Source organism: Microtetraspora sp. NBRC 13810 (assembly GCF_030268685.1).
Lineage (GTDB): Bacteria > Actinomycetota > Actinomycetes > Streptosporangiales > Streptosporangiaceae > BSRQ01.
Genome location: NZ_BSRQ01000006.1, coordinates 1 through 25,730, shown reverse-complemented (window position 1 = coordinate 25,730; position 25,730 = coordinate 1). Strand labels below are relative to the sequence as shown.

Genomic DNA, 25,730 nt, shown 5'->3' with positions numbered 1-25,730 from the left:
CTCCACATCCGCGGGCCCCATGCTCTGGTGCGGCTGGGGCGACCCCGCCAAGGCCGCCGATCTGCCCGGCCCGGTCCGCGACCTGCTCGCCGAGACCCTCGGCGTACGCGCCCCCGGGCGGCCCCCCGCGGCCCTCGGCGACGTGCGGCTCCCGCCGGTCGCCCTGCCCGCCGGACTGCTGGCCGGGCTCGGCGCGCTGGCCGGGGCGGGCGGGCTGCGCACCGACGACGAGGCCCGGATCGGGCACACCCGCGGCAGGTCCACCCCCGACCTGCTGCGGATGCGCGCGGGCGACGCCGCCGACGCCCCCGACGCGGTCCTGCTCCCCGGGTCGCACGACGAGGTCGAGGAGGCGCTGCGCTACTGCTCGGCGCACCGGATCGCGGTGGTGCCCTTCGGCGGCGGCACCTCCGTCGTGGGCGGGCTGACCGCGCGGCGCGACGGCTTCGCCGGGGTCCTCGCCCTCGACCTCGCCCGGCTGGACCGGCTCGTCTCCGTGGACGCCGAGTCGAAGGTGGCCGAACTGGAGGCCGGTCTGCGCGCCCCGCGCGCCGAGGAGCTCCTCGCCGGCCACGGCCTCACCCTCGGCCACTTCCCGCAGTCCTACGAGTACGCCACCCTCGGCGGGTTCGCCGCCACCCGGTCCAGCGGCCAGGCGTCGGCGGGCTACGGCCGGTTCGACGACATGGTGGCCGGGCTGACCCTCGCCACCCCGCGCGGCACGCTGCGGCTCGGCCGCGCGCCGAAGTCCGCGGCCGGCCCCGACCTGCGCCAGCTCGTCCTCGGCTCGGAGGGCGCCTTCGGCGTGATCACCTCACTGCGCCTGCGGGTACGCGAGGCCCCGGCCGAGACGGTCTACGAAGGCTGGCGGTTCGCCACCTTCGCCGAGGGCGCCGCGGCCCTGCGGAGGCTCGCCCAGCTCGGCGCCGCGCCCGCGGTGATCCGGCTGTCGGACGAGACGGAGACCCTGGTCGGCGGCGCCCTGCCGGGCGGCCCGGCGGCGGACGGCGGATGCCTCGCCGTCGCCGGTCACGAGGTCGGCGACGCCGCCGCGAGCCGGGAGCGCGCCGCGTCCGTGCTCGCCGGGCTCGGCGGCGTGCCGCTCGGCGCGGAGCCGGGCGAGGCGTGGGCGCGCGGCCGGTTCACCGCGCCGTACCTGCGCGACGCGCTGCTCACGGCCGGCGCGACCGTGGAGACGCTGGAGACCGCGGCCTTCTGGTCGAACCTGCCCCGCCTCTACGACGCCGTACGGTCCGCGCTGCACGGCGCCCTCGGCCAGGCGCTGGTGCTGTGCCACATCTCGCACGTCTACGAGACCGGCGCCTCGCTCTACTTCACCGTGGTCACCGCCCAGACGGCCGACCCGCTGGACCAGTGGGCCGGGGCCAAGCGCGCGGCGAGCGAGGCCATCGTGGCCGCCGGCGGCACCATCTCCCACCACCACGGGGTGGGCCGCGACCACCTTGCCGGATACGCGGCCGAGATCGGCGACCTCGGCGTGGACATCCTCCGCGGGGTCAAGGAACGGCTCGATCCCGCCGGGATTCTCAACCCGGGAGTGCTGATTCCCTGAATTCCACGGGGAATCCGGCCCCCGATTCGGTCAAGATAAGATCCATGGCGGAAGTCGCGGCGGAACGCGCTAAAGAGCTCTCCTCACGTGTGTCGGAGGAGGGCGCCGGATGGTCGTGCGGCGAGGTCGGCTCCTTCCGTGAGCTGCAGCCGAGCAACGAGAGCTTCTCCTGGCTGCACCCGCGCACCCTGTGGCGCTCGCGCAACGAGATCCTCGCGGGGCTGTTCGGCGACCCCTCGGGCGAGGTGCGCAAACGCTGGATGGCGCAGCAGCGGGCGCGCGGCGCCGACCCCGACTGCCGGATCGCCCCCGGCCTCGGGCGCGCGTTCTCCTTCCTGGTCCTCGGCGACCCCGGTGAGGGCGACGCCTCGCAGTACGCGGTGGTGCCCGGCATGCTCAAGGTGGGCGAGGGCACCCGTTTCGCCGTCGTCGCCAGCGACGTCGTCTACCCGACCGGCTCCGGCAACGAGTACGAGAACAAGTTCTTCCGCCCCTACAAGGACTACCCGGCGCCGATCTACGCGCTGCCCGGCAACCACGACTGGTACGACGGGCTCGGCGGCTTCATGCGGGTGTTCTGCGAAGCCCCGGCGCTGGCGGAGACCGCGGACCCGCCCCGCCTCGGCCCGAAGGGGATCAGGGGCCTGCTCTGGCGCAAACCGGAGAAGATCGACGAGTCGCTGCTCGCGAGCGCGCGCAAATGGCGCGACCAGCCCGGCCAGCGGGCGGTCCAGCCCGCGCCCTACTGGATGATCGAGGCCGAGGGCCTGGTCATCGTGGGCATCGACACCGGCATCACCGGAGGCGTCGACAGCGACCAGGCCGCCTGGCTTCGCCGTGTCTCCGCCGACCCCCGCCCCAAGGTGCTCATCACCGGCAAGCCGATCTACGTCCGCAACGAGTACAAGCCCTGCCCCATCGAAGGCGGCGGCACCGTGGACGACATCGTGCGCGACCCGGCGAACAACTACGTCGCGGTCATCGGCGGCGATGTGCACAACTACCAGCGCTACCCGGTCGAGGTGGGCGGGCGGCTGATCCAGTACGTCGTCTCCGGCGGCGCCGGGGCCTTCATGCACGCCACCCACACCATCCGCAGGGTCGACGTGGGCGGCGTCGAGGAGGACGACTTCCGCTGCTACCCGCTGCGCGGCGACTCCCTGTCCTTCTACAGCCTCCTCTACAGCCGCAGGCTGCGCCAGAAGTGGCTCTACCTGCGGCCGGAGGAGGCGGCCTGCATCATGCGCGAGCGGATCGGCAACGACCCGGTGCGCCCGGTCGCCGGGCCGGTCACGATCACCCGCAGGATGCGCTGGGCCGCCCGGCTGCTCGGAGCCTGGCCGATGCCCATGCGGCTGCCGGTCGGGTCGGTGTTCCACCGCTGGCTGTCGGAGCTGTCCGACTGGGACACCCCGCCCTTCTTCAAGAACTTCCTGCACGTCACGGTCACCCCGGAGGCCCTGACGATCCGCTGCTACGCCGCCACCGGCTGCCGGGCCCAGGAGATCGAGCCGCCGGTGGAGGACGAGGTCGTCATCCCGCTCCCGGGAAATGTCGGCGCGGCGTGACACCCTGGGAGGCGTGCAAGTAGCGGTGGCGGCCGATCCCGGTGGCGGGGGAGTGCTGCGTCCCGGCGGCCGGGTCGCCGACCTCGCGGCCGCCGTGCGGGAGGCCGAGCGGGCGCGCCCGCGCTGGGTGTGGGCCGATGCGCGCACGCTCTACCCGCCGCTGCTCCAGGCCGGCGTGCGGCTCTCCCGCTGCCACGACCTCGCCCTCACCGAGACGCTGCTCCTCGGCCACGAGGGCCGGTACGGCGAGCCCCGCTCGGCGCAGGCGGCCTACGCCCGGCTGCACGGCCTGCCGGTCCCCGAGGAGCACACCGGCCCCGGCCCGGCCCAGGCGACGCTGTTCGAGCCGGTCGCCGAGGGGCCGCAGGTCGAGGAGATCGACCTCGTCTCCGAGGTCTACGACGACCAGCGGCGGCGCATCGACCAGACGGCCGACCCGCACCGGTTCCGGCTGCTCGTGGCCGCGGAGTCGGCGGGCGCGCTGATCGCCGCCGAGATGGGCCGCGACGGCATGCCTTGGCGCTCCGACGTGCACGACGAGCTGCTCACCGGGCTGCTCGGCCCCCGTCCCGTGCACGGCATGCGGCCCGCGAAGCTCCAGGCGCTCGCCGACGAGGTGGGCGCGGCGTTCGGCCACCTGGTCAATCCCGACTCCCCGCAGCAGATCGTCAAGGCGTTCAAGTCGGCGGGCATCTCGATCGCCTCGACCCGGTCCCAGGTGCTCCAGGAGGTCGAGCATCCCGCCGTCGCCCCGCTGCTCGCCTACAAGGAGCTGGCCCGGCTGTACAGCTTCCACGGCTGGGCATGGGCCGACCAGTGGGTGCGTGAGGGACGGTTCCGCCCGGAATACGTGGTGGGCGGCGTCGTCTCGGGGCGCTGGGCGACCAGCGGGGGAGGCGCGCTGCAGATCCCCAAGGTCATGCGCCGGGTCGTGGTCGCCGACGAGGGCTGGGTCCTCGTCGTCGCCGACGCCGCCCAGCTGGAGCCCAGGGTGCTGGCCGCGATGTCCGGCGACCGCGGCCTGGCCCGGGCGGCCGGCGAGATCGACCTCTACGCCGCCCTGGCCCAGGCGTTCGGCGGCGAGCGGCAGAACGCCAAGATCGCCATGCTCTCCGCCATGTACGGCGGGACCAGCGGCGACGCCCCCAAACTGCTCGCCGTCATGCGCCAGCGCTTCCCCAGGGCCTACGCGTTCGTCGAGGAAGCCGCGCGGTCCGGCGAGGACGGCCGGCTGGTCCGCTCCTGGCTGGGCCGCACCTGCCCGCCGCCGTCCGCCCGCTGGCGGGAGCTGGTGGCGGGACCCGAGGGCAGCCGGGCGGCCCGCGACCGGGGCAGGTTCACCCGCAACTTCGTGGTCCAGGCGACCGCGGCGGAGTGGGCGCTCGCGCTGCTCGCCGTACTGCGCGGCCGGCTGCCCGACCCGGCCCGGCTGGTCTTCTTCCAGCACGACGAGGTGATGGTGCACTGCCCGCGCGACCTGGCCCCCGAGGTGGCCGAGGCGGTCGCCGCCGCCGCCGAGGAGGCCACCCGCCTCGTCTTCGGCACCACGCCGGTCCGCTTCCCCATGCAGGCCGTCCCCGTCGAGTGCTACGCCGACGCCAAGTGACCCCACCGGCGGCCTGAGCCGCGGTGGTGGTCATCAGCACGGTCCGGGCCGAACCACCGGTCAGGGCCGCGATGGCGATCGCTCGGCAGGCGGGTCGCAGCCGCAGTCGCGGTGCGGCGCAGTTGCGGTGTGGGGCGGTTGCGGTGTGGGGCGATCGCGGTGCGGGCGGGGGCGGGTTCGCCGCCGGGTGCCGTCGCTTCGGCGGGTGGGGTCAGTCCTGGGGTTGGAAGGTGCCGAAGAAGGTGGTGCGGATGTCGGTGCTCTCGTCCCACTTCAGGGCGGGAACGGTGAAGGTGATCTTGTAGGCGCGCTTGTCGTCCACCGTCACGTAGCGGGTCAGCGTGTGCATGGGCACCCCGTTGGTCAGGGTGTGGGTGTACTCCCAGTCGGCCGCCTTCCACGGGCCGTACCCGACCTTCTGCAACTGCACCTGGATGTACTCGTCCAGCTCGGACGCCTCGCGCTCCTTGCCGAGCGCGGCGAGCCCGCCGTCGGCGGCCGGGGCGGCCTTGTCCACGGTGACCGCCTCGCCGGAGTCCTCCGGTCCGGCGAACGTGACCCGGGAGTCGACGGTGGACACCCCCCAGTCCTCCGGGACGGCCGCGCTGATCCCGCTCTCGGCGCGCGTCTTGTAGCCCGCCGGCACTTCGGCCCGGCCGGTCGCCGGCTGGTTCGGCGCCTGTGCCAGCGGGGCGGTCAGCGTGGAGGCCACCGGGGCGGGCGGCTCGTCCGAGCCGCCCTGCTGGAGCAGCAGCAGGCCGACGACCACGGCCCCGATCGTGCCCGCCGCCGCCAGCAGCAGCCGCAGCCCGATCCGCCCACCCCCGCCCTGCCGCTTCTTGCGCACGGCCCGGGCGGAATCCCCCGCCTGGCCCATGCGCACAGTCCGGGCTGATTTCACCGCTTCGCTCGTGCGCGCGGCCCGTGCGGACCCCTCCGCCCCGTCCCGCGCCTCGGAGCCCCCGCGCCCGCGCCTCCGCTCGCCCGCGCCGCTCCCGGCCCGCCCGGAGCCGTCCTCGGCCCACCCGGGACCGTCGGCCCCGGGCCACTCAGGCCCGTCGAACCCGGCCTCGGCCCTCCGCCTGCCGCCGCCCTGCCCGGCCCCGGGGTTCCGCCCGGCGCCCCCGCGCCCGCTTCCCGGACTCCGATCGAAGGAGCCTGCCCCGGCCTCGGGATGACGGTCCCCGGCGGTGCCGGTCCGATCATCCCTTGTCACGCCGGCGCCCGTGCCGCGCCGGGCGGCCGTACCGGGTGGTGCCGCGGAGGTGCCGCCTGCGTCGCCGTACCCGGTGTCCCGGGTGCGGTGCGGGCCGCTGGGGCCGCCGAAGGCGTCGAAACCGGGCGGCGGCGGTGCCGGGGCGTTGTCCAGAGCCTCAAGCCGGGCCGGCTGCGGCCCGGACGGTCCGCCGAAGGACTCGAACGCGTCGAAGCCCGGCTGCGGCCCGGAAGGCCCGCCGAAGGAGTCGAAGCCCGGCTGGGATCCGGAGGGGCCGCCGAACGCGTCGAAGCCGGGCTGGGATCCGGAGAGGCTGCCGAAGGCGTCGAAGCCGGGCTGGGGGCCCGAGGGGCCGCCGAAGGCGTCGAAGGGTGGGGCGGCGGGGGTGTGGGGGGCGGAGAGGGGCTGGATGGGCCGGGCCTTGGCGCCGGTGCCGTGGGGGGCGGGGGAGCCGGTGTCCGGGGAGCCGGCCGGCGGCTCGTACGGGACGCGGACCGGGCCCGAGGGGGTTTCGATGATCCTGGACGGCATCGGGCCGGGCGGCGGGTCGAGCGGGGGCATCAGGTGGATCGGCAGCGGGTCGGCGGGCGGCTTCGGCGCCTGGGGGCGGGCCATGCTGGAACCGTGGCTGCGCAGCACGCGGTCGAGGAGTTCGGCGGTCTGGTCCGCGTTCATCCGGTCCAGCGGGTCCTTGCGCAGCAGGCCGTCGATGACGGGCAGCAGCGCCCCGGCCCGCTCCGGCCGCGACGGCTCCTGGGTGAGCACCGCGCCGAGCACGGCCACCGCGTCGGGCCCCTCGTACGGCGGGCGCCCCTCGACCGCGGCGTAGATCGTGGCGCCGAAGGACCACAGGTCGGCCGCGTAGGTGATCGGATGTCCCTGGATCCGCTCCGGCGGGATGTAGGCCGGCGAGCCCATCAGCAGACCGGTCTGGGTGATCGTCGCGTCGCCCTCGATGGCGGCCAGGCCGAAGTCGGTGAGCACGACCCGGTCGGCGGTGAGCAGCACGTTCCCCGGCTTGACGTCGCGGTGCAGGATGCCGGCGGCGTGCGCGTGCCGCAGGGCGTCGAGCACCCTGACGCCGATCTCGGCCACCTGGAGCACCGGGAGCGGCCCGCTCTGCCGTACGGCCTGCTCCAGCGACCAGGCGCGGACCAGCTCCATGACGATCCACGGGCGGCCGTCCTCCTCGACGACGTCGTGCACGGTCACGATGCCCGGGTGGCTCAGCCGGGCGGCCGAGCGGGCCTCCCGGATCATGCGGCCGTGCGCGGCCCGCTTGTCGGCCTCCTCCAGGCCGAAGGGCAGGATGAGCTCCTTGACCGCGACGTCGCGGTCGAGCAGGACGTCGTGCGCGTGCCACACGATGCCCATGCCGCCCCGGCCGACCGGTGCCATCAGGCGGTAACGCCTGCCCACCAGACGGCCCTGGCCGGCGGCCCCGCGGCTCGCTTCGCTGTCCTCCGGCGCGAACGGAACCTCGCCGAGCGCTCGATCGGTCATACCAAGGCCCCTATTACCAGTCCCAATCGAAACATCCGTGTCATCGGCGACATGAGTCGCGATTCTTGCAGATCGCGAAGGTGGACACGCTATCGGGATGGTAATCGGGGAACATACCTACACGCCCGATAAATCGCCAAAAGTTATCCCAGGCGGGAGTGGCGCGAAATTGATCACCGATCCGATCACCGGTTGGTCGATCATGTGAATCGAACCGGTCACTTACCCCATTTACCAATGTGGCAAGGGTGCCTCAGCAGGGGGCGGCGGCTTCGGCGAGGGCGTCGAGCGCGGCGGTGAAGGCGGCGGCGGGCGGGCTCACCAGACCGGCGCCCACCTGCCCGGTGCCCGCCACGCGGCCCGCGATCCCGGTGTTCACCACGGGCAGCAGGCCGGTCCGCGCCACCAGCGTGACATCGATACCGACCGGGGTGCCCCGGAAGCCCAGACCGGGGATCTGGTAGGCGGGATGCTCGGCCAGCGTGATCTCGTACATCGACCGGGTGGCGGCCGTCGCGTCGGACACGTCGCCGCCGACGAAGCGGACGATCGCCGGGGCGGCGGCCATCGCGAAACCGCCCAGCCCGGCCGTCTCGGTGATCGTCGAGTCGCCGATGTCCGGATTGGCGTCCTGCGGGCCGTACGCGCCGAGGTAGAGGCCGTCGGGCACGCCCGCCGGGCCGGTGAACCAGCGGTCGCCGAGCCCGGACACCTGGATGCCGAAGTCGGTGCCGTTGCGCGCCATCGCCACGACCATCGTAGAGCCGGGTACGTCACGGGCGGCGTCCGCGCCCGCCTTGCACGCGGCCATCACCGGGTTGAGGAAGAAGTGGTCGTTGCCGTGCATGAAACGCAGCACCTCGGCCGCCCGCTCCGGGGCTGCCTCCACGATCGCCGGGGCGAGCTCCCGGATGAACAGGGAGGTGGCCGCCCGGTTGCGGTTGTGCAGCTCGTCGCCCATCTGGAGCGCCTGCGCCATGATCGCGCGCAGGTCCACCGGCCCGCCCAGGCGCAGCGCCGCCGCCAGCACCGGGCCGAGCACGTCGCCCATCCAGCGCAGCCGGGTCAGCACCTCCTCGCCGTAGGCGCCGTAGCGCAGCACCTTGCCCAGGCCCTCGTTCAGCGAGCAGAAGGACGTCCCGCCGTGCTCGGCGTCGCGCACCTCGAACATCCACATCGACGTCGAGACCACCCCGGCCATCGGGCCGACCGTGCGATGGTGGTGACACGGCTCCAGCCGGGCCTCGCCGGCGGCCAGGCGGCGTTCCGCGTCCCCCGCGTCCGCGGCCAGCCCTTCGAGCAGCATCGCACCGGTGAGCGCGCCCCGCAGCGGCCCCGAGGCCCGCTCCCAGGTGATCGGCGGGCCCGCGTGCAGGAAGGTGCCCGGGGCCAGGCCGAGCGCCTCGCCGGCCGGGCGCACCCCGACGAGCCGGGGCCGGGCCGAGACCAGCCGGGCGACGGCGGTCGCGTTCGCGGCGGCGCGGCGCGGGTCGGCCAGGATCCTGGCCAGCGCGGCGGCCGTGCCGGGCAGCGGCGGGCGCCAGTCGACCGGCACCCGGGCCACGGCCTGCGCGTCGAGCGCCTCGCCGAACAGCCCGGCGCCCGCGGTGACCACCACCGGCTCGCCGTCGAGGTGCAGCGTCACGGGGTCACATCCGATCCGGCCAGAGCGGCGGCGTGCCGCGCGGCCTGCGCGTTGGAGACGAAGACACCGGCGCCCGCCGCCCGGAACCCCGCGATCTGGCGGTCCAGGCCCTGCGGGTCGCCCTCACTGCCGACCACCGCGACCACCACGGCGACCCCCCTGGCCACCGCCGCCGCCACCTCGGGCCCGAGCCGCCGCACCGGATCGGGATCCGCGCCGTGCCCGAGCACCACGTCCAGCAACGCCACCCCGCCCGGCGGCACGGCGGCCAGCGCCTCGATCCGCAACACCGGATCGATCATCGGATGCGGCCTGCCCCGCGTGTACTCGTCGTCCCCGTAGTCCACGAACGTCCCCCGCCCCGCGATCCCCGCCGCCTCAGCACACAACGTGCCCCCGGCGTAAATCCCCCACAAACCACCCGCCCCCTCCCCGCTCTGGGTGGGCTGGGCGGGCGCGGCTTCCACGCCGGAGGAGGGCTGGGTGGGCGCGCTCTCCGTGCTGTGGGAGAGGTGGGTGGGCGGGGCTTCCGTGCCGGGGGAGGGCTGGGCGGGCGTGGTCTCCGTGGGGGGTGGAGGAGGACCCGGGGCGGCTTCCGCGGTGGGGGAGGGGGGAGTCGGGGCGGTAAGGGGGGCTGCGGGGAAGGCGGGCCAGGGGGGTGTGGGGACGCCGAGGGCGGTGAGGACCTGGAGGGTGGCGGTCGTGAGGTCGCCGGACGGGCCGAGGAAGGCGGTGACCACCGGGGTGGCCAGTCCCGCGGCCGTCTTGAGTACCGCCCGCGCGACCTCGGGGGCGGGCGGCTTGGAGATCAGCACGATGAGCTCGGTCGCCGGATCGGCGTCCAGGGCGGCCAGGGCGCGCAGCGTCGAACGACCGGCGACCCGCTCGGACAGGTCACGGCCGCCGACGCCGAGCACGTGGCTCACGCCCACCCCGGCGAGGTCGAGCAGGCACGTCACCTGCTGGGCCCCGGTCCCCGAGGCGGCCACGACGCCCACCGGGCCGGGCCGCAGCACGTTGGCGAAGCCGAGACCGACCCCGCCGATCACCGCCGTGCCGCAGTCGGGCCCCATGACCAGTACGCCGCGCTCCTCGGCCCGCTCCTTGAGCAGCACCTCCTGGTCCACCGGCACGTTGTCGCTGAAGACCATGACCGACAGCCCGGCCTCGATCGCGTCCAGCGCCTCGGGGAAGGCGTGCTCGCCCGGCACCGACACCAGCGCCAGCGTCGCCGCGGAACCGGCCGCGCCCTTCCCGACGGTCCGCGGCGGCGCCTGCTCCCGCCCCGGCCCCGCCGTACGGCTCGCCAGGTCGGCCAGCAGCCGGTCGAGCTCGGCCGCGGCGGCCCGCGCGGCCGTGTCGTCGGCGGCGCGTACCGCGACCAGCAGGTCGGCCGGGCCGGCGGCGGGCAGGGTGAAGCCCGCCTCCCGGGCCAGGCCAGCGTTCAGCTCGGTCGCCATCGCCACGATCGCCGTCTCCACCCCCGGCAGCGCTCCCAGCGCCCGGCTGACCCGCATCAGCCCCACCGAGTCGTGATAAACCCCCGACCGCACGAACACCAGGTCCGCGCCCTTCCCCACGGCGCCCCCGCCCGCAGCGCTCACGTCACCCGCCCCCTTCTCCACGCCCACGGCGCCCCCGCCCGCAGCGTTCAAGTCACCCGCCTCCTCCATGCCCACGGCGCCCCCGCCCGCAGTACTCACGTCACCCGCCCCCTTCTGCACGTCCGCGGCATCCCGCTCCGGAGCCTCGCCCCACCGGCCCCCTCCTGCACGGCTCCGGCGGGGCACGTGCTGATCGAGGCCGCCCTGTCCGGCCAGGCCACGCCGCCGTACGAGCCGGTCGCCCGGCGCCCGCCGTCCGCGAGAACATGCGAGCCGGGCGACGTCCTCGCCGGGCGCGCCACGCCGTACGGGCCGGTCGCCGCGCCGTACGGACCGGGTGCCGCGCTGTACAGGTCGGGCGCCACGCTGTAGGGGCCGGGTGGCGCTTCGGGTGTGGTGCCCGTGCCGGTGGGGGTCACGCGGCGCGGTCCCGGAGGCCGAGGACGGCGTCCAGGCCGATGCGCAGGCCCCAGGCGAGGTCGGCGCCCGAGGTGTGGCCGAGTTGCAGCAGGCGCAGCAGGGCCGGTTCGAGCGCCTGGTGGCCGGCGATCCCGCGGAGCACGGCGAGGACCTCCGAACTGGCCTGGCCCCTGGACGCGCAGTGCAGCAACGTGGCGGAGATGGGCGTCGTACGGCTGCGGGCCTCGAAGGTGACGGCGGCGGAGAGCCAGCCGGCCAGCCAGATCGCGCGCCCGGTGTCGCTGGCCTGCCCGAGATGGCGCAGCGCGAGCAGCAGCCCGGCCAGCACGTCGTCCCCGCTGGGGGTGAGCCCGGGGCCGAGCCCGACTAGGCGCTCGGCGGCGACGATCGTGTCGGCGAGGGACCCCGTCGCGCAGCCCTCGGCGAGCAGGGCCACGGCGCCGTCGCGTTCCAGGCCGGGGCGCCGGGCGGCGGACAGGCACAGGCGGGTCATCACGGAGGCGGCGCTCTCCAGCCGGGGCGGGTAGGCGGGGCCGAGCGGGGGCGCCGGGTTCCACCAGCGGCGCACCCGCAGGCTGAGCCCGCCCACCTCGATGGAGCCGTCGCCGACCGCGGCCTCGTCCCCGACGGCGACCGGCGGCAGCGGCTCGGTCAGCACCATCGCGTTCGGCAGCCGGGTGGCCTCGGCGCTCACCACGGCGACCACGTGCGGCTCCAGCTCGGTCCTGACCTCCAGGTACAGCCCGGCGGGGAAGGCGGCGAGCACTCTGGCGGGCCGCCGCTGCGCGCCGAGCATCGCGCGCAGCGCGGTGCTCGCGGCACCGGACGCCTCCGCGCGGGCGCCCGCCCGCGCGGGGCCGCGCCGCGCTCCCGGGCGCGTTCCAACGGTCACCGATCCTCCAGCCGTTCCGCGTGTTCGCGCACGTCGAGCACGCATGGGGTTCTCTGCCCCGGCGCCGCGCACCATGAACCGACGGTAGAACGGGGTTCTCCGGCGTCCGTACGGAGAAAGGTGACAACAGTCAGCCCAAAGGTTGGCTCTTCCTGCCAGAGAGGTGATCGGTCACAATTCCTTCATGGAACCCCCCGTACGCCTGGCGAGCACCGGCACGATCATTCACGGTGTGGCCGTCGGCGAGGTGCTCGGCGTGTCCACCCTCGCAGGCGCGAAGCTGATCGCGGGGGAGAGCGGCCTCGGCAGGATCGTCCAGCGCCTCAACGTCATGGAGGTGCCCGACGTCCTCGCCTGGGTGAAGCCGCACGAGCTGCTGCTGACCACCGGCTACCCGCTGCGCAACACCCCGCAGTCGCTGGACCGGCTGGTGGCCGACCTCGACGAGCGCGGCCTCGCGGCGCTGGCCATCAAGCTCGGCCGCTACCTCGACGAGCTGCCCAGGGACATGGTGGAGCAGGCCGACCGGCTGGGCTTCCCGCTGATTCAGCTGCCCAACGACGTCGGTTTCGACGACATCCTCAACCAGGTGCTCACCGACATCCTCAACCGGCAGGCGGCCGCGCTGGCCCGCGCGGAGGAGGCGCACCGGGCGCTGGTGCAGGTCGTGCTGGCCGGGGGCGGGTTGCGCGAGGTGAGCGCCGAGGTGGCCGGGCTGCTCGACGTGGCGGTGGCCACGTTCGACGGGGCCGGGCAGCTTCTGGCCGCCGCCGGGCCCGGCGAGCACGTCGCCGCGCTGCGCGAGCTGGTGGCCGCCGGCGGCGACCTCGGCGGCCAGCCGGTCATCGCGGCGGGACCGGGCGCGGGAGGCGGGCGTGTCACGGGCGACCCGGTGCGGCGCCGGGCGGCCGACGCGGCCCAGGGCGCCGGCCGGGTGTGCGCCGCCGTACCGGTCATCGCGGGCGGCCACCACCACGGCCGGATCGTCGCCTACAGCCCCGCAGGGGCCATCCGGGACAGCGACGTCGGCATTCTGGAACGTGCCGCCACGGTCGCCGCGCTGGTGGTGACCCGGCAGGAGGCGGTCAACGCGGTGGAGAGCAAGTACCGCGCCGACTTCCTGCGCGACGTGCTCACCGGGCGGGCGGGCTCGGCGGAGCGGGTCGCGGCCCGCGCGCGGGCGTTCGGCTGGAACCTGGAGCGGTCCGTCGTCGTCATGGTCGCCGAGCTGGACCCCGAAGGGGACGAGCGGACCGCGCAGGACCGGCTGGTCGCCTCCTGGACCGCCGCGATCCGCCGGCACGACGGGCGCGGCGCGGTGGCCGGCTTCTCGCACGAGGTCGTCGCCGTCGTGGACGCCTCGGCCGACGCCGCCCGCCTCGCCAAGGACGCCGCGGCGGCCTTCACCGAGGCGCTGCCCGCCACCTTCTCCACCGGCACCAGCCGCACGGCCGCGGGCCCCGACGCGCTGCCCGAGGCGTACGGCCAGGCGCTCAAGGCGGCCAGGGTGGGCCGCCAGCTGCACGGCCCCGGCGCGGTCGCCCACTTCGACCAGCTCGGCGTCTACCGCCTGCTCTCGCTGGTCAACGACACGGCGGAGCTGCACGCCTTCGTCCGGGAGACGCTCGGCCCGCTCGCCGCCGACGACGAGGCCGAGAACGCCGACCTGCGCCGCACCCTCCAGGTCCTGCTGGAGACGAACCTCAACGTGGCGGAGACGGCACGCCGGCTGCACTTCCACTACAACACCCTGCGCTACCGCATCGGCAAGCTGGAGCGGATGCTCGGCGACTTCACCGAGGACGCCCACCTGCGCCTCAATCTCACCCTCGCGCTGCACGTGCTGCGCATGCGCGGCATCTGACTCCCTATCCTGGGCGGGTGAAGGAGACCTTCGAACTGACCACCGAGTACATCCCCCTCTGCGACCTGCTGAAGGTCTGCGGCGTCACCGAGACCGGGGGCGTCGCCAAGCTGCTCGTCGCCGACGGCGAGGTCCTGGTGGACGGCGAGGTGGAGCTCCGCAAGCGCGCCAAGATCCGCCCAGGCTCCCTCGTCACCGGCGAGGGCTTCGAGATCCGGGTCGTCGCCGGCCGCTGAGGACCCGGCAGCCGAGGACCGGTCGCTGACGATTCGGCCGCCGGGGACGGAGTTCCGGCGGTGCCGCGGGGGTTTCGGCGGCGCCGCCGTACCTTTTCGTCTTCGCCCCTTGTCGGGCCAGGACGCTTTTTCCCTACGATATTTATCGTCGAAGCCGAACCGCCGGTGCCGGCGGGACGCTCACCGTCCCCGCCGGGGAGCGGTGCGCGAGGCGAACGCTGGTGATGGCGGTAGCTTTGGCAGATCATGCCCGTGAGAGAGTGGTTACGGCGGGCCTAATGTGCCCCGGGAACAGGGAGATATCCGCCGCGGAGGGATGCCTGCGGGGGTGGCCACCAGCCGACGGCCCAAGGTGAAGAGGGGCTCGCATGGTTGCGGGTTGGACCAAGCACGGAGACGGGCGCCATCTGGCCCCCGGCGAGGTGGTCAGGCCGGATGAGCGGCTGTCGTGGCCGCGGATGGTGGGCTTCGGCGCCCAGCATGTGATCGCGATGTTCGGGGCGACGTTCGTGTTCCCCATCCTGATGGGGCTGGACGCGAACGTCGCGGTGATGATGTCGGGCGTCGCGACGATCCTGTTCCTGCTGATCGTCCAGGGCAAGATTCCCAGCTATCTGGGCACCAGCGCGTCGTTCGTGGGCGGCGTGATCGCCATCCGGGCGGCGCAGGGGGACGACGCGACCGTGACCGGCGCGATCCTGGTGGCCGGCGCGGTGCTGGCGCTGGCCGGGGTGGCGATCCACTTCCTCGGCGTGGGGATCATCCACCGGGTCTTCCCGCCGGTCGTCACCGGCGCCGTGGTGATGCTGATCGGCTTCGGGCTGGCCTACGTGGTGGCGGACACCTACTGGCCGCAGGACCCGTGGATGGCGCTCATCACGATGTCGGTGACGTTCGTGCTGATCGGGCTGTTCCGCGGCTTCGTCGGGCGGATCGGCATCCTGCTCGGCCTGGTCGCCGGGTTCGCGCTGTCCTGGCTGGCCGACCGGATCTTCGGTGACATCACGGCGTTCAACGCCGCCACCGGCCAGGTGGACACCCATCCCAGGGTCAGCCTCCAGGGGGTCGCCGACGCGCCGTGGATCGGGCTGCCCGAGTTCCACGCACCGAGCTTCCAGGTGTCCGCGATCGTGCTCGTGCTGCCCGCGGTGATCGCGCTGATCGCCGAGAACGTCGGCCACGTCAAGGCGGTCGGCGAGATGACCGGCACCGACGTGGACCCCTACGTCGGCCGCGCGATCATCGGCGACGGCGTCGGCACGGTGATCACCAGTGCCGTCGGCGGCTCGCCCACCACCACCTACGCGGAGAACATCGGCGTCATGGCGGCCACCCGGGTCTACTCGACCGCCGCCTACTACATCGCCGCGGTCATCGCGATCCTGTTCGGCCTGTGCCCGAAGTTCGGCGCGCTGGTCGCCGCCACGCCCGGCGGCGTGCTCGGCGGCGTCACCGTCATCCTGTACGGCATGATCGGCCTGCTCGGCGCGAAGATCTGGATCGAGAACCGGGTCGACTTCTCCGACCCGGTGAACATGCTGCCGATCGGCGCCGGAATCATCCTGGCCATCGGCCCCGTCCGGCATATGATCACCGGAGAGTTCGCCCTGGAGGGCATCGCGCTCGGCACGATCGTGGTGCTCCTCGGCTACCACCTGCTCAGGCTTCTCTCCCGCGGCCGGGGCGTCCCGGTGGCCGAGGTCCCGGGCGGAGAGCTGGGCCGGGAACGGCAGGGATCCGGGTGAGGCGGCCAGGAAGGCGGTGAGTCGGCGGTGAAGCCACCCCCCTTCGACTACCACGCGCCGCGCGACCTCGGCGAGGCGCTCGCGGCGCTCGCCGAGGCCGGGCCGGACGGCAAGGTGCTGGCGGGCGGGCAGAGCCTGATCCCGCTGCTGAACATGCGGCTGGCCGCGCCCGCCCGGCTGATCGACATCAACCGGGTCGCCGGACTGGACACCCTGTCGGCCGGTCCCGAGGGAGTCAGGGCCGGTGCGCTGGCCCGGCACGCGCGGGTCGAGCGCTCCGCCGAGGCGGCGGCCGTCCAGCCGCTGCTGCGCCGGGCGCTGCGCCTGGTCGCCCACCCCGTGATCCGCAACCGGGGCACCGTCGTCGGCAGCCTCGTGCACGCCGACCCCGCCGCCGAGCTGCCCGCCGTGCTCGCCCTGCTCGGCGGCTCGGTACGGCTGGCCGCGGCCGGCGGCGCCGAGCGCGACGTGCCGGCCGCCGAGTTCTTCACCGGGCCGATGGAGTCGGCGGTACGGCCGGGCGAGCTGGCCGTCTCGGCGTTCTTCCCGGCCCTCCCTCCGGGTTCGGGCGTGTCCTTCAGGGAACTGGCCAGACGGCACGGCGACTACGCGCTCGCCGGGGTCGCCGTCCTGGTGACGCCGGCCGCCGCGCGGGTGGCGTGCATCGGCGTCGGCCCGGTGCCGATCGTGGTGGACGTGACCGAGCAGGCCGCCGCGGGCGACTGGGCGGCGGCGGCGCAGGCCGTACGGGAGCGGGTGGAACCGGAGGAGGACATCCACGCGAGCGCGGACTACCGGCGGCACCTGGCCGGGGTCCTCGCCGGGCAGGCGCTGCGCGACGCGGCGAGGGAGGCGGAGACGACCGGTGTTCGACATCACGCTTAGGGTCAACGGCGTCCTGCGGCAGGCGAGTGTGCCGGGGCGGCGGCTGCTGTCCGACTGCCTGCGGCACGACCTCGGGCTGACCGGCACGCACGTGGGCTGCGAGCACGGGGTGTGCGGCTGCTGCACGGTGCTGCTCGACGGGGAGCCGGTCCGGTCCTGCCTGACGTTCGCGGTGACCGTGGACGGCAGGGAGATCACCACGGTGGAAGGGCTCGCCGGGCCCGGCGGCGAGCTGTCGCCGGTGCAGCGGGCCTTCGCCGAGTGCCACGGCCTGCAGTGCGGCTTCTGCACCCCCGGCTTCCTGTGCACGGCGACGGCGCTGCTGCGGGACAACCCCTCGCCCAGCGAGGAGGACGTGCTGGAGGGCCTGTCCGGCAACCTGTGCCGGTGCACCGGCTACCAGAACATCGTCAAGGCGGTCCACCGCGCGGCCGAGCTGATCGCGGAGGAGTCCCGATGACGAGGCTGTTCGGCGAGCCGGTCCCACGCAGGGAGGACCCGCGGCTGCTCACCGGGCAGGGGCGCTACCTCGACGACCTCGGCCAAGGAGCGCTGGCCGCGGCCTTCGTGCGCTCCCCGCACGCGCACGCCGGGATCGTGGACATCGACCTGTCGGCCGCGATCGACGTGGAGGGCCTGGTCGCCGTCTACACGTGGGAGGACCTGCCCGAACGGGTCGGCGCGCCGTTGCCGCTGCTGATCCCGCACCCGGCGCTCACCCACGGCCGGACCGCCTACCCGCTCGCCCGCGACGTGGTGCGGCACGTGGGCGAGCCGGTGGTGATGGTGGTGGCGCGGGACCGTTACGTGGCGGAGGACGTCTGCTCCCTGATCCGGGTCGACTACGAGGTGCGCAAGCCCGTCGTCGGCGTGCCGGAGGCGGCGGCCGGGGCGCACCTGGTGCACGAGGACGTGCCGGGCAACGTGGGCGCGCACCTCGTCCAGGAGGTGCCGGCCGCGGACGGCAGGTCCGCGGCGCAGGCCGTCGAGGACGCCCCGCACCGGCTGACGTTCCGCCTCGGCATCGAGCGCAGCGCGTCGATGCCGCTGGAGGGCCGCGGCGTCTACGCCCGATGGGACGCCGACGACCGTTCGCTGCGGGTGTACTCCAGCACGCAGACCTCGACCAGCGTGCGGATGGCGCTCGCCGCGCGGTTCGGCCTGCCGCTGCCGTCGGTCGAGGTGATCGCCCCGGACGTGGGCGGCGGCTTCGGCGTCAAGATCGTGCACCCGTGGCCGGAGGAGGTCCTGGTGCCGTGGGCGGCCATGCTGCTGGGCCGCGAGGTCAAGTGGGCCGAGGACCGGCGCGAGCACTTCGTCTCCTCGGCGCACGAGCGCGCCCAGGAGCAGACCGTGCGGGTCGGCTTCGACGACGAGGGCCGGGTGCTCGGCCTGGACGTGACGATCCTGCACGACCACGGCGCCTACACCCCGTACGGCATCATCGTCCCGATCATCACCTCCACCCAGCTCCTCGGCCCGTACAGGATCGGCGCCTACCGGGTGGAGTTCTCCTCCCTCTACACCAACACCGTGCAGGTCACGCCCTACCGGGGCGCGGGCCGCCCGCAGGGCGTGTTCTGCATGGAGCGGACCATGGACCGCATCGCCGCCCACCTCGGCCTGGACCGTACGACGGTGCGCGCGGCCAACTTCATCCAGCCCGGCGAGTTCCCCTACGACCAGGGCCTGATCTTCCAGGACGGCCGCCCGCTCATCTACGACAGCGGCAACTACCCCGAATCGCTGCGGCTGCTCAAGGAGCTCATCGGCTGGGACGACTTCCCCGCCCGGCGGGCCGAGGCCGCCCGGGAGGGCCGCCGGCTGGGCATCGGCATCGGCTGCTACGTCGAGGGCACCGGCGTCGGGCCGTACGAGGGCGGGCACGTGCAGGTGACCTCCGACGGGCGGGTGCACGTCTCGACCGGGCTGACCTCCCAGGGGCAGGGGCACGAGACGGTGTTCGCCCAGATCGCGGCCACCGAACTGGGCGTGCCGCTGGAGCGGGTCTCCGTGGTGACCGGGGACACCCGCAGGTTCGGCTACGCGGTGGGCACCTTCGCCTCCCGCGCGGCCGTGATGAGCGGCAACGCGATCGCGCTGGCCTGCCGCAAGGTGCGGGAGAAGGCGCTGCGCATCGCGGCGGACGCGCTGGAGGCCGACCCCGGCGACCTGGAGGTCGCCGACGGCGTGGTCCGGGTGGCGGGCTCCCCCGGCGCGTCCATCCCGCTGGCCACGGTCGCCGTGCTCGCCAACCCGCTGCGCTACGCCTTCGACGAGGAGACGGGCCGGGCCACGCAGTTCGCCGCCGGCGCCGGGATGGACCGGCCGCCGGTGGACGAGGGCGAGGAGCCGGGGCTCGAAGGCCGCGACTACTACTCGCCGATCCGCTCCACCTACGCCTCCGGCATGCACGCCGCGATCGTGGAGACCGACCCGGACACCGCCGAGATCCGGATCCTGCGCTACGCCGTGGTGCACGACTGCGGCAAGCTGATCAACCCGATGATCGTCGAGGGGCAGATCCACGGCGGCGTCGCCCAGGGCGTCGGCGGAGCGCTGTACGAGCGGATGGTCTACGACGGCCACGGCCAGTTGCTCAACGCGTCCTTCATGGACTTCCTCATGCCCTACGCCACCGAGATCCCGCTGATCGAGACGGCCCACCTGGAGACCCCGTCGCCGCTGAACCCGCTCGGCATCAAGGGGGCGGGGGAGGCTGGGGTGATCCCGGTCTCGGCGGTGATCGCCTCCGCGATCGAGGACGCCGAGGGCATCGTGATCGACCGGATGCCCATCTCCCCCTCGGAGCTGTTCGACCTCAGGCGTGCACCGGCTCCCGGGTGACACGCTTGCGGAACACCCAGTACGTCCACCCCTGGTAGGCGAGCACGAACGGCAGGGCGAGCGCGCCGATCCAGGTGAGCACGCCCAGCGTGTACGGCCCGGAGGCGGCCTGCGCGACGGTCAGGCCGGGCATCGGCTCGGGCCACAGCGCGCCGAAGAGGGCGGCCGTGGTGAGCACGATCGCCGAGGCGGTGGCGGTGAACGCCCAGCCGTCCCGGCGCCGCCAGACCAGGGCGACCCCGGCGGCCAGCGCGGCCATCGCCGCCAGCCCGCACGCCCAGACCGGCGTCGCCGCGCCCTGGGCGACGCCGGCCAGCGCGGGCGCCGCCGTGGCGACCACCGCGACGGAGGCGGCCAGCGCGGCGGTCCTGGCGCGCCGCCGTACCGGGCCCTCGGTCTTGAGGGTGACGAAGACCGCGCCGTGCAGCAGGCAGAGCGAGAACGAGAACAGGCCGCCGAGCAGGGCGGCGAGGCCGCTGCCGAGCAGCAGGTCGGCGAAGATCGCGCCCCACAGGAACGCGGGCAGGCCGCTGCCCGCCATCACGCCGAGGTCGCACCACGCCCGGCGGGCGGGGCTCACCTTGCTCCGCCACTCCAGCCCGACCCCGCGGATGATCAGGCCGACCAGGACCAGCACGACCGGCAGGTAGAACTCGCTGAACATGCCCGCGTACCACGCGGGGAACGCGGCGAACATCGAGCCGACGGCGGTGATCAGCCACACTTCGTTGCCGTCCCAGACCGGGCCGATGGTCTCCAGCACCTGCCCGTGCTCCTCCTCGTCCCTGCCGAGCACGGGCGCCAGCATGCCGACGCCGAAGTCGAAGCCCTCCAGCACGAAATAGCCGGTCCACAGGAAGGCGATGACGACGAACCAGACCGTGGTGAGTTCCATGGGATCGCTCCGCTCAGTACATGAGGGTCGGCTGGAGTGCGGGGGTGGCCGGCTCGTCCTCGTCCGGGCGAGCAGGCTCCACGGCCTCGGGGCCCGCCTTGACGTAGCGGACGAGCAGTACGGCCTCGGCCACGGCCAGCGCGCCGTACAACGCCGTGAAGATCGCCAGGGAGACGGCCACCTCCGTGAGGCTCACCCCCGGTGAGACGCTCGCGGCCGTGAGCAGCTCGCCGGTGACGGTCCACGGCTGGCGGCCGATCTCGCTCAGCAGCCAGCCCGAGATCATCGCGATCGTCGGCAGCGGCAGGGCGAGCAGGCAGATCCGGGCGAACCAGGCGGGCAGCGGCCGGCCGCTCCTGCGCTTCCTGGTCAGCCACAGGCCGAGCAGGGACAGTCCCACCGTGGCCATGCCGAACACGATCATCACCCGGAAGGACCAGAAGACGACGGGCAGGTTCGGCCGGTAGTCGCCGGGGCCGAACTGCTCGGTGAAACGCCGCTGGAGGTTCTCGATGCCGTGCACGGTGGCGTTCGGGTCGCCGGTGGAGAGGAAGCTGAGCAGGTTGGGCACCTCGACGCCGGGGACGATGGAGAACGGCGCGCCGTTCTGGTCGTGCCGCAGTCCTTCGGCGGCGGCCAGCTTCATGGGCTGCTGCTCGTAGGTGAGCTTGGCCGACATGTCCCCGCTGCCCGCGACGACCGCCCCGGCGATCGCGGTCATCACCAGCGCCGCGCGCAGGCTCGTCCGCCACATGGCCGGGTCCGTCCCGGACCTCCGGCGCTCAAGCAGGATCCGGTAGCCGCTGACCGCGATCACGAACCCGCCCGCCACCACGAACGACGCGCCCAGCACGTGCGGCACCTGCGCGAGCGCGGTCGAGTTGGTCAGCACCGCCCACAGGTCGGTCATCCGGGCCCGGCCGTCCACCACCTCGTAGCCGACGGGGTGCTTCATCCAGGCGTTGGCGGCCAGGATGAAGTAGGCCGACAGGTTGGACCCGATGGCCGCCGCCCAGATGGTCGCCAGGTGGAGGCGCTTGGGCAGCCGGTCCCAGCCGAAGATCCACAGTCCGAGGAACGTCGACTCCAGGAAGAACGCGAGCAGCGCCTCCATGGCCAGCGGCGCCCCGAACACGTCCCCGACGAAGGTCGAGTACTCACTCCAGTTCATCCCGAACTGGAACTCCTGCACCAGCCCGGTCACCACGCCCACGGCGAAGTTGATCAGGAAGAGCTTGCCGAAGAACTTCGTCAGCCGCAGGTAGTGCTCCTTGCCGGTGCGGTGCCACGCGGTCTGCAGGCCCGCGACGAAGATCCCCAGACCGATGGTCAGCGGTACGAACAGAAAGTGGTAGACGGTGGTGACGCCGAACTGCCACCTCGCCAGGTCAAGTGCGTCCATCTTCCCCTCGCGGACTCTCTACCGGATGTAGTCCTACATTCAGTAGTACTACAAGCCGTAGAGCAATGAGTGCGGAGGGGGCCGCCGGTGCCTGCGATCTTCGTCACATCCGTGCGCCCGCGCCCCCGGGGCGGCGCCGTACCCGGCCCCGCCCCGGCGCGCGGCCGGGCGTCAGCCCCAGCACTGGCGGAGCATGGCGATCTTCGCGGTCCTCGTCACCGGCAGGTCGTACTTGAGGGCCACCTGCGCGAAGCGGACCGAGTAGGAGCAGCGGACCCGCTGCCACGGGGGCAGCCAGCCGCCCGGCCCCGAGCCGCCCTTGGCCTCATTGACCTCGCCGCGCACCGGGAGGAGGTTCAGCGGGTCGTTGGCGAAGCGCAGCCGCTCCTCGTCCGGCCACCGGGACGCCCCCATCCGCCAGGCCAGCGACAGCGGGAAGACGTGGTCCACCTGGAGCACGTCGTGCTGCCTGCTCCAGTCGATCAGCTCGCCGGTGTAGGCGTCCACCAGCCGCATCGAGGCGACCGCGCACCGCGACTCGTCCTCGTACTCGACCGACTCGCCGTCCCTGGCCAGCACGTCGTCCCGGGTGTTGCACCCGTTGCCCGACAGCGGGACGCCGGGGGCGTGGTCGGACCACTCCGGCCCGTACCGCCCGCGCAGGTAACCCTCCTTGGTCGCGCGCTCGCCGAGGCGCACGTTCCAGATCAGCCCGAAGGCCGCGCTCCGGTCCTCGTGGTCGACCGTCGGCGCCAGGCCCGGCCGCGTGCCGTCCGGGTTCTGCATGGGCCGGGTCCTCGTGCCCGACTGCGGCGCCGCCGCGGTCAGTGTCACGATCACGGCGGCCCCCGCCAGCACGGCTACCATCCTTCGCATTGTTCACCCCTGATATTTCCGCCCCCGTAGCTCTTGGTAGGCAAATTCCCTTGATCAACGCTATTAACACAGGGTGCGGGTATCGGGTGTGCGGCGGGTTTCGCAGGCGTATTGCAGCATTTATGGATGTTTATTGGGGTGTATTTCTACGAAACGGCGATGGGGGATTTTTCCGGATTTATGCGGAGCGGACGGCTTCGGTGAAGGCGGCGGCGATGTCCAGCATCTCGGTCGTGGTCGTGGTGGTCTGCTGGAGGTCGAGGAAGATCTCGTCGATGCCCGCGGCGGCGGCGTCCAGCGCGTACCCGACGACCTGGTCCAGCGTGCCCGTGTCCGGCACCCGGTCGGCGGCGGCCTGCTCCCCGGTCAGGTGCGGGTTGACGCGCAGCACCCGGCGCAGGGCGGCGGGGTCGCGGCCGGCGGCCTCCGCGGCGCGCACGGCGACGTCCCACAGCGCGGTGAGCCGCGGCAGCGGCATGCCGGTGGGCAGCCAGCCGTCGGCCCGGCGGCCGATCCTGGCCAGGCTCGCCGGGCTGACGCCGCCGAGCAGGATCGGCGGGCGCGGGCGCTGCACCGGCTTGGGCCGGATCGTCGTCGCGGGGACCCGGAACAGCGGGCCGTCGTGTTCCACCACGTCCGCGGTCCAGATCGTCTCCAGCAGGTCGAGCGTCTCCTCCAGCCGGGCGGCCCGGTTCCGCCACGGCACGTTCACGGCCGCGTACTCGTCCCGCGACCAGCCCAGGCCGAACCCGGCCTCCAGTCGCCCGCCGCTGAGCACGTCCACCGTGGTGAGCGTCCTGGCCAGCAGCACCGGCGGGTACCACAGGGCGTTGAGCGTGCTGGTCCCCAGCCGGGGCCGCCGCGTGGTCGCCGCCGCGACGGTGAGCACGGCGAGCGGGTCGAGGACGGTGGCGTACTCGGGCGGCAGCTTCCCGTCGCCGCGGGGATAGGGGTCGCTCGGCGCGAGCGGGGAGAGCGTGCGATCGCCCGCCCACAGGCTGTCGAGGCCCAGCGCCTCGGCGGCCCGGCACACCTCGGTGATGTCGCCGGGATCGGCGAACGCGCCGTACTGGGGTACGGCCAGCCCGATACGCATGATCGAAGTCCTTCCGGGATGCTCCTCCGGCTCTTATTGGGTTTATGGCTGTTTCAGGGGGCCGATCATTATTTGTGGTTATGGGGCGGCTTTCCGGAGCTCGCGGCGGCCTTGACCTCCGCCGCGGCCTTCGTGCCCCGGGCGACCCGGATCAGCGCGGCGGAGAGCCGGGCCGGGTCCGCCGCGCGGCCGCCCGACCGTCCCGCGAGCCGGCCCAGGTCGGCGGGCCGGCGGGGCAGGCCGACCTTGGCCGCGCCGTCCAGCGCCCGCTTGTCGAAGTACGGCGCCACCTGCGGCCACACCGCCTGCACCTCGCGCAGGAAGATGTCCGCGCCGGCCGGTCCGATCCCGGGGAACTCGGCGAGCAGTTCCGCCAGCCGCTTCGGGTCGCCGCCCGCCTCCTCGCGCAGCCGGCGCAGGTCGCCGTGCCATCTGTCGGCCAGCAGCCCCGCTCCGTCGCCGAGCATCGTCGCCGTGCGCTCGTCGTAACGCCGGTAGTGACCGCGCCCGAGCGCGTCCACCCGGTCCTGCCAGCCGGCCTCGCGCATCGCCTTCGGCGTCCGGTACCCGGCGGCGAACAGCTCGCGCGCCGCGGCCACCGCGATGTCCGCCGAGATGCGCGCGCTGAGCAGCGTGGCGAGCACCAGAAGCTGGTAGAGAGGGCCCGGCCGGTCCGCCAGCCGGATGCCGGCCTCCTCCGCGTACGTCTGGCCGTGGCGATCCAGCAGCGCGTCCACCACGGCCTTCTCGGTTCGAGCCATGGGACCCGGTTACCCCGCCCCGGATGGTTCACGCACCACGACCGGCCCCATCGGCGTGGCAATACGGGGTTAACCGGCATCTTTGCTGACTCTTCACTCTTCTTGTTGACTCGTGAGGGAAACTGGGTAACCGTATGTAGCGAAAACAGTACAACGGGCGATCGTTTTCGTGGAGGCATGAGTGCGCGTCACCGATGGACTTCTCGTCAACGCCGAGCGGTTCGCGGCCCCCCGTGAGCACCGGCAGGTCCCGGGGATCCCGGCCAGGCGCCTGGTCGTCCTGGCCTGCATGGACGCCAGGCTGAACCCGTACCGGCTGCTCGGCCTCGCGGCCGGCGACGCCCACATCCTGCGCAACGCGGGCGGCGTCGTCACCGCCGACGTCCGCCGCAGCATCGCCATCAGCCAGCGACTGCTGGGCACCAGGGAGATCATCGTCATCCAGCACACCGACTGCGGCATGACCACGTTCACCGACGACAGCCTCAAACGCCAGATCCAGAACGACACCAAACTCAAGCCCGACTGGTCCACCGAAGCCTTCACCGACCTGGAGGAGAACCTCGTCCAGTCGGTCGGGCGCATCGAGGTCGATCCCTTCATTCCGCACAAGGACAGAATCCGCGCCTTCATCTACGAAGTAGAGAACGCCTGCCTTCGCGAGGTCGGTGGTTGACGCTTTTTCGAGGGGGGCTGCTTTTGTGGTTTTCCCGAGGGGGCGGGGTGTGGTTCAGGTGGCTTTCTGGGGGCTTTCTGGGGGCTTTTGGGTGGTGGTTCGCGGGGCGGGTATGGGGGCATTCGTGGTGCTTGGTCTGTTCACGGGTGACGCGCTGGGTGGGGTGTGTGTTTTACGGGGCTTTTCTGTCTGTCGTCCGGTTTTCTTTTGTAGGGCTTCTGCCTTCGCGGGGGGGGTGTTCTGCTGGCTGGGCGCCGTCATTGGCGCCGGGTTCCGCCGTTCAGCTTCTCGCCGACGCGGCGCCTTGGGGGAGGGGAGGGTGTGGCGGAGGGCGGAGGGCGGAGGGCGGGAGGCGGGGGGCGTGGGGCGGGGGTGGGGGTGGGGGCGTGGTGGTGGGGGGTGGGTGGAGGAGGTGCAGAG

The 25,730-nt window shown here is 73.6% G+C and carries 20 protein-coding genes; 11 read left to right on the top strand and 9 right to left on the bottom strand.

Features of this window, described 5'->3' with window-relative positions; all coding sequences use genetic code 11:
• Positions 1 to 19: 19 nt before the first annotated feature.
• The 3 genes from QSK26_RS13880 to QSK26_RS13870 are packed head-to-tail and all read left to right on the top strand — an operon-like array spanning position 20 to position 4,747.
• On the top strand, positions 20 to 1,573 hold the full coding sequence (locus QSK26_RS13880) for an FAD-binding oxidoreductase (RefSeq protein WP_285775820.1): 1,554 nt from the start codon (positions 20 to 22) through the stop codon (positions 1,571 to 1,573).
• A gap of 44 nt (positions 1,574 to 1,617) precedes the next feature.
• Complete coding sequence (locus QSK26_RS13875) at positions 1,618 to 3,141, top strand: metallophosphoesterase family protein (RefSeq protein WP_285775512.1); 1,524 nt, start codon at positions 1,618 to 1,620, stop codon at positions 3,139 to 3,141.
• A gap of 13 nt (positions 3,142 to 3,154) precedes the next feature.
• Positions 3,155 to 4,747 (top strand): bifunctional 3'-5' exonuclease/DNA polymerase, encoded by a 1,593-nt coding sequence (locus QSK26_RS13870; protein ID WP_285775511.1) that lies wholly within the window; start codon positions 3,155 to 3,157, stop codon positions 4,745 to 4,747.
• A gap of 211 nt (positions 4,748 to 4,958) precedes the next feature.
• On the opposite strand, the gene QSK26_RS13865 is transcribed toward QSK26_RS13870, so the two are convergent.
• From QSK26_RS13865 to QSK26_RS13855, 3 genes are all read right to left on the bottom strand, one after another.
• Positions 4,959 to 7,466 (bottom strand): serine/threonine-protein kinase, encoded by a 2,508-nt coding sequence (locus QSK26_RS13865; RefSeq protein ID WP_285775510.1) that lies wholly within the window; start codon positions 7,464 to 7,466, stop codon positions 4,959 to 4,961.
• 253 nt (positions 7,467 to 7,719) lie between these two features.
• Positions 7,720 to 9,111: a YlbE family protein gene (locus QSK26_RS13860; RefSeq protein ID WP_285775509.1), complete on the bottom strand. Its 1,392-nt coding sequence runs from the start codon at positions 9,109 to 9,111 to the stop codon at positions 7,720 to 7,722.
• Positions 9,108 to 10,628, bottom strand: coding sequence for an AllF/FdrA family protein (locus QSK26_RS13855; protein WP_502888704.1), 1,521 nt, complete (start codon positions 10,626 to 10,628; stop codon positions 9,108 to 9,110). Before QSK26_RS13855 ends, QSK26_RS13860 begins: the two co-directional genes overlap by 4 nt.
• A gap of 273 nt (positions 10,629 to 10,901) precedes the next feature.
• Between QSK26_RS13855 and QSK26_RS13850 the strand changes: the two genes are divergently transcribed.
• Positions 10,902 to 11,087 (top strand): hypothetical protein, encoded by a 186-nt coding sequence (locus tag QSK26_RS13850; RefSeq protein WP_285775507.1) that lies wholly within the window; start codon positions 10,902 to 10,904, stop codon positions 11,085 to 11,087.
• Between the two features lie 43 nt (positions 11,088 to 11,130).
• On the opposite strand, the gene QSK26_RS13845 is transcribed toward QSK26_RS13850, so the two are convergent.
• Positions 11,131 to 12,027 carry an oxamate carbamoyltransferase subunit AllH family protein gene (locus QSK26_RS13845; RefSeq protein WP_285775506.1) on the bottom strand — a complete coding sequence of 299 codons (897 nt, stop codon included), beginning with the start codon at positions 12,025 to 12,027 and terminating at the stop codon, positions 11,131 to 11,133.
• A gap of 184 nt (positions 12,028 to 12,211) precedes the next feature.
• Between QSK26_RS13845 and QSK26_RS13840 the strand changes: the two genes are divergently transcribed.
• From QSK26_RS13840 to cutA, 6 genes are all read left to right on the top strand, one after another.
• Positions 12,212 to 13,891: a PucR family transcriptional regulator gene (locus QSK26_RS13840; RefSeq protein ID WP_285775505.1), complete on the top strand. Its 1,680-nt coding sequence runs from the start codon at positions 12,212 to 12,214 to the stop codon at positions 13,889 to 13,891.
• 17 nt (positions 13,892 to 13,908) lie between these two features.
• Positions 13,909 to 14,127 (top strand): RNA-binding S4 domain-containing protein, encoded by a 219-nt coding sequence (locus QSK26_RS13835; RefSeq protein WP_285775504.1) that lies wholly within the window; start codon positions 13,909 to 13,911, stop codon positions 14,125 to 14,127.
• A gap of 368 nt (positions 14,128 to 14,495) precedes the next feature.
• The gene (locus QSK26_RS13830) at positions 14,496 to 15,872 is read left to right on the top strand and encodes a uracil-xanthine permease family protein (protein ID WP_285775503.1); all 1,377 of its coding nucleotides are present in this window, start codon (positions 14,496 to 14,498) and stop codon (positions 15,870 to 15,872) included.
• 27 nt (positions 15,873 to 15,899) lie between these two features.
• A complete protein-coding gene (locus tag QSK26_RS13825) occupies positions 15,900 to 16,757 on the top strand; it encodes an FAD binding domain-containing protein (protein ID WP_285775502.1) in 858 nt (285 codons plus the stop codon).
• On the top strand, positions 16,738 to 17,217 hold the full coding sequence (locus tag QSK26_RS13820; RefSeq protein WP_285775501.1) for a (2Fe-2S)-binding protein: 480 nt from the start codon (positions 16,738 to 16,740) through the stop codon (positions 17,215 to 17,217). The genes QSK26_RS13825 and QSK26_RS13820 overlap by 20 nt, the downstream gene beginning before the upstream one ends.
• Positions 17,214 to 19,604 (top strand): aerobic carbon-monoxide dehydrogenase large subunit, encoded by a 2,391-nt coding sequence (gene cutA / locus QSK26_RS13815; protein WP_285775500.1) that lies wholly within the window; start codon positions 17,214 to 17,216, stop codon positions 19,602 to 19,604. The genes QSK26_RS13820 and cutA overlap by 4 nt, the downstream gene beginning before the upstream one ends.
• Here the strand turns inward: cutA and cydB are convergent.
• The 5 genes from cydB to QSK26_RS13790 form a co-directional block, all read right to left on the bottom strand.
• Positions 19,579 to 20,499, bottom strand: coding sequence for a cytochrome d ubiquinol oxidase subunit II (gene cydB, locus QSK26_RS13810; RefSeq protein WP_285775499.1), 921 nt, complete (start codon positions 20,497 to 20,499; stop codon positions 19,579 to 19,581). The genes cutA and cydB overlap by 26 nt on opposite strands.
• A gap of 13 nt (positions 20,500 to 20,512) precedes the next feature.
• Positions 20,513 to 21,901 carry a cytochrome ubiquinol oxidase subunit I gene (locus tag QSK26_RS13805; RefSeq protein WP_285775498.1) on the bottom strand — a complete coding sequence of 463 codons (1,389 nt, stop codon included), beginning with the start codon at positions 21,899 to 21,901 and terminating at the stop codon, positions 20,513 to 20,515.
• A 171-nt stretch (positions 21,902 to 22,072) separates the two neighbouring features.
• A complete protein-coding gene (locus QSK26_RS13800) occupies positions 22,073 to 22,768 on the bottom strand; it encodes an HNH endonuclease family protein (protein ID WP_285775497.1) in 696 nt (231 codons plus the stop codon).
• A 187-nt stretch (positions 22,769 to 22,955) separates the two neighbouring features.
• The gene (locus QSK26_RS13795; protein ID WP_285775496.1) at positions 22,956 to 23,873 is read right to left on the bottom strand and encodes a TIGR03619 family F420-dependent LLM class oxidoreductase; all 918 of its coding nucleotides are present in this window, start codon (positions 23,871 to 23,873) and stop codon (positions 22,956 to 22,958) included.
• Between the two features lie 68 nt (positions 23,874 to 23,941).
• A complete protein-coding gene (locus QSK26_RS13790) occupies positions 23,942 to 24,634 on the bottom strand; it encodes an endonuclease (protein ID WP_285775495.1) in 693 nt (230 codons plus the stop codon).
• 181 nt (positions 24,635 to 24,815) lie between these two features.
• Here QSK26_RS13790 and QSK26_RS13785 point away from each other — a divergent pair, with 181 nt between their 5' ends.
• The gene (locus QSK26_RS13785) at positions 24,816 to 25,310 is read left to right on the top strand and encodes a beta-class carbonic anhydrase (protein WP_285775494.1); all 495 of its coding nucleotides are present in this window, start codon (positions 24,816 to 24,818) and stop codon (positions 25,308 to 25,310) included.
• The last annotated feature ends 420 nt before the right edge of the window (positions 25,311 to 25,730 follow it).

Coding starts and splice junctions, on each gene's coding strand:
- QSK26_RS13790 (WP_285775495.1), bottom strand. CDS start 24,634: ATGGCTCGAACCGAGAAGGCCGTGGTGGACGCGCTGCTGGATCGCCAC.
- QSK26_RS13795 (WP_285775496.1), bottom strand. CDS start 23,873: ATGCGTATCGGGCTGGCCGTACCCCAGTACGGCGCGTTCGCCGATCCC.
- QSK26_RS13805 (WP_285775498.1), bottom strand. CDS start 21,901: ATGGACGCACTTGACCTGGCGAGGTGGCAGTTCGGCGTCACCACCGTC.
- QSK26_RS13840 (WP_285775505.1), top strand. CDS start 12,212: ATGGAACCCCCCGTACGCCTGGCGAGCACCGGCACGATCATTCACGGT.
- QSK26_RS13800 (WP_285775497.1), bottom strand. CDS start 22,768: ATGGTAGCCGTGCTGGCGGGGGCCGCCGTGATCGTGACACTGACCGCG.
- QSK26_RS13830 (WP_285775503.1), top strand. CDS start 14,496: ATGGTTGCGGGTTGGACCAAGCACGGAGACGGGCGCCATCTGGCCCCC.
- QSK26_RS13875 (WP_285775512.1), top strand. CDS start 1,618: ATGGCGGAAGTCGCGGCGGAACGCGCTAAAGAGCTCTCCTCACGTGTG.
- QSK26_RS13855 (WP_502888704.1), bottom strand. CDS start 10,628: ATGCGGGTCAGCCGGGCGCTGGGAGCGCTGCCGGGGGTGGAGACGGCG.
- cydB (WP_285775499.1), bottom strand. CDS start 20,499: ATGGAACTCACCACGGTCTGGTTCGTCGTCATCGCCTTCCTGTGGACC.
- QSK26_RS13865 (WP_285775510.1), bottom strand. CDS start 7,466: ATGACCGATCGAGCGCTCGGCGAGGTTCCGTTCGCGCCGGAGGACAGC.
- QSK26_RS13880 (WP_285775820.1), top strand. CDS start 20: ATGCTCTGGTGCGGCTGGGGCGACCCCGCCAAGGCCGCCGATCTGCCC.
- cutA (WP_285775500.1), top strand. CDS start 17,214: ATGACGAGGCTGTTCGGCGAGCCGGTCCCACGCAGGGAGGACCCGCGG.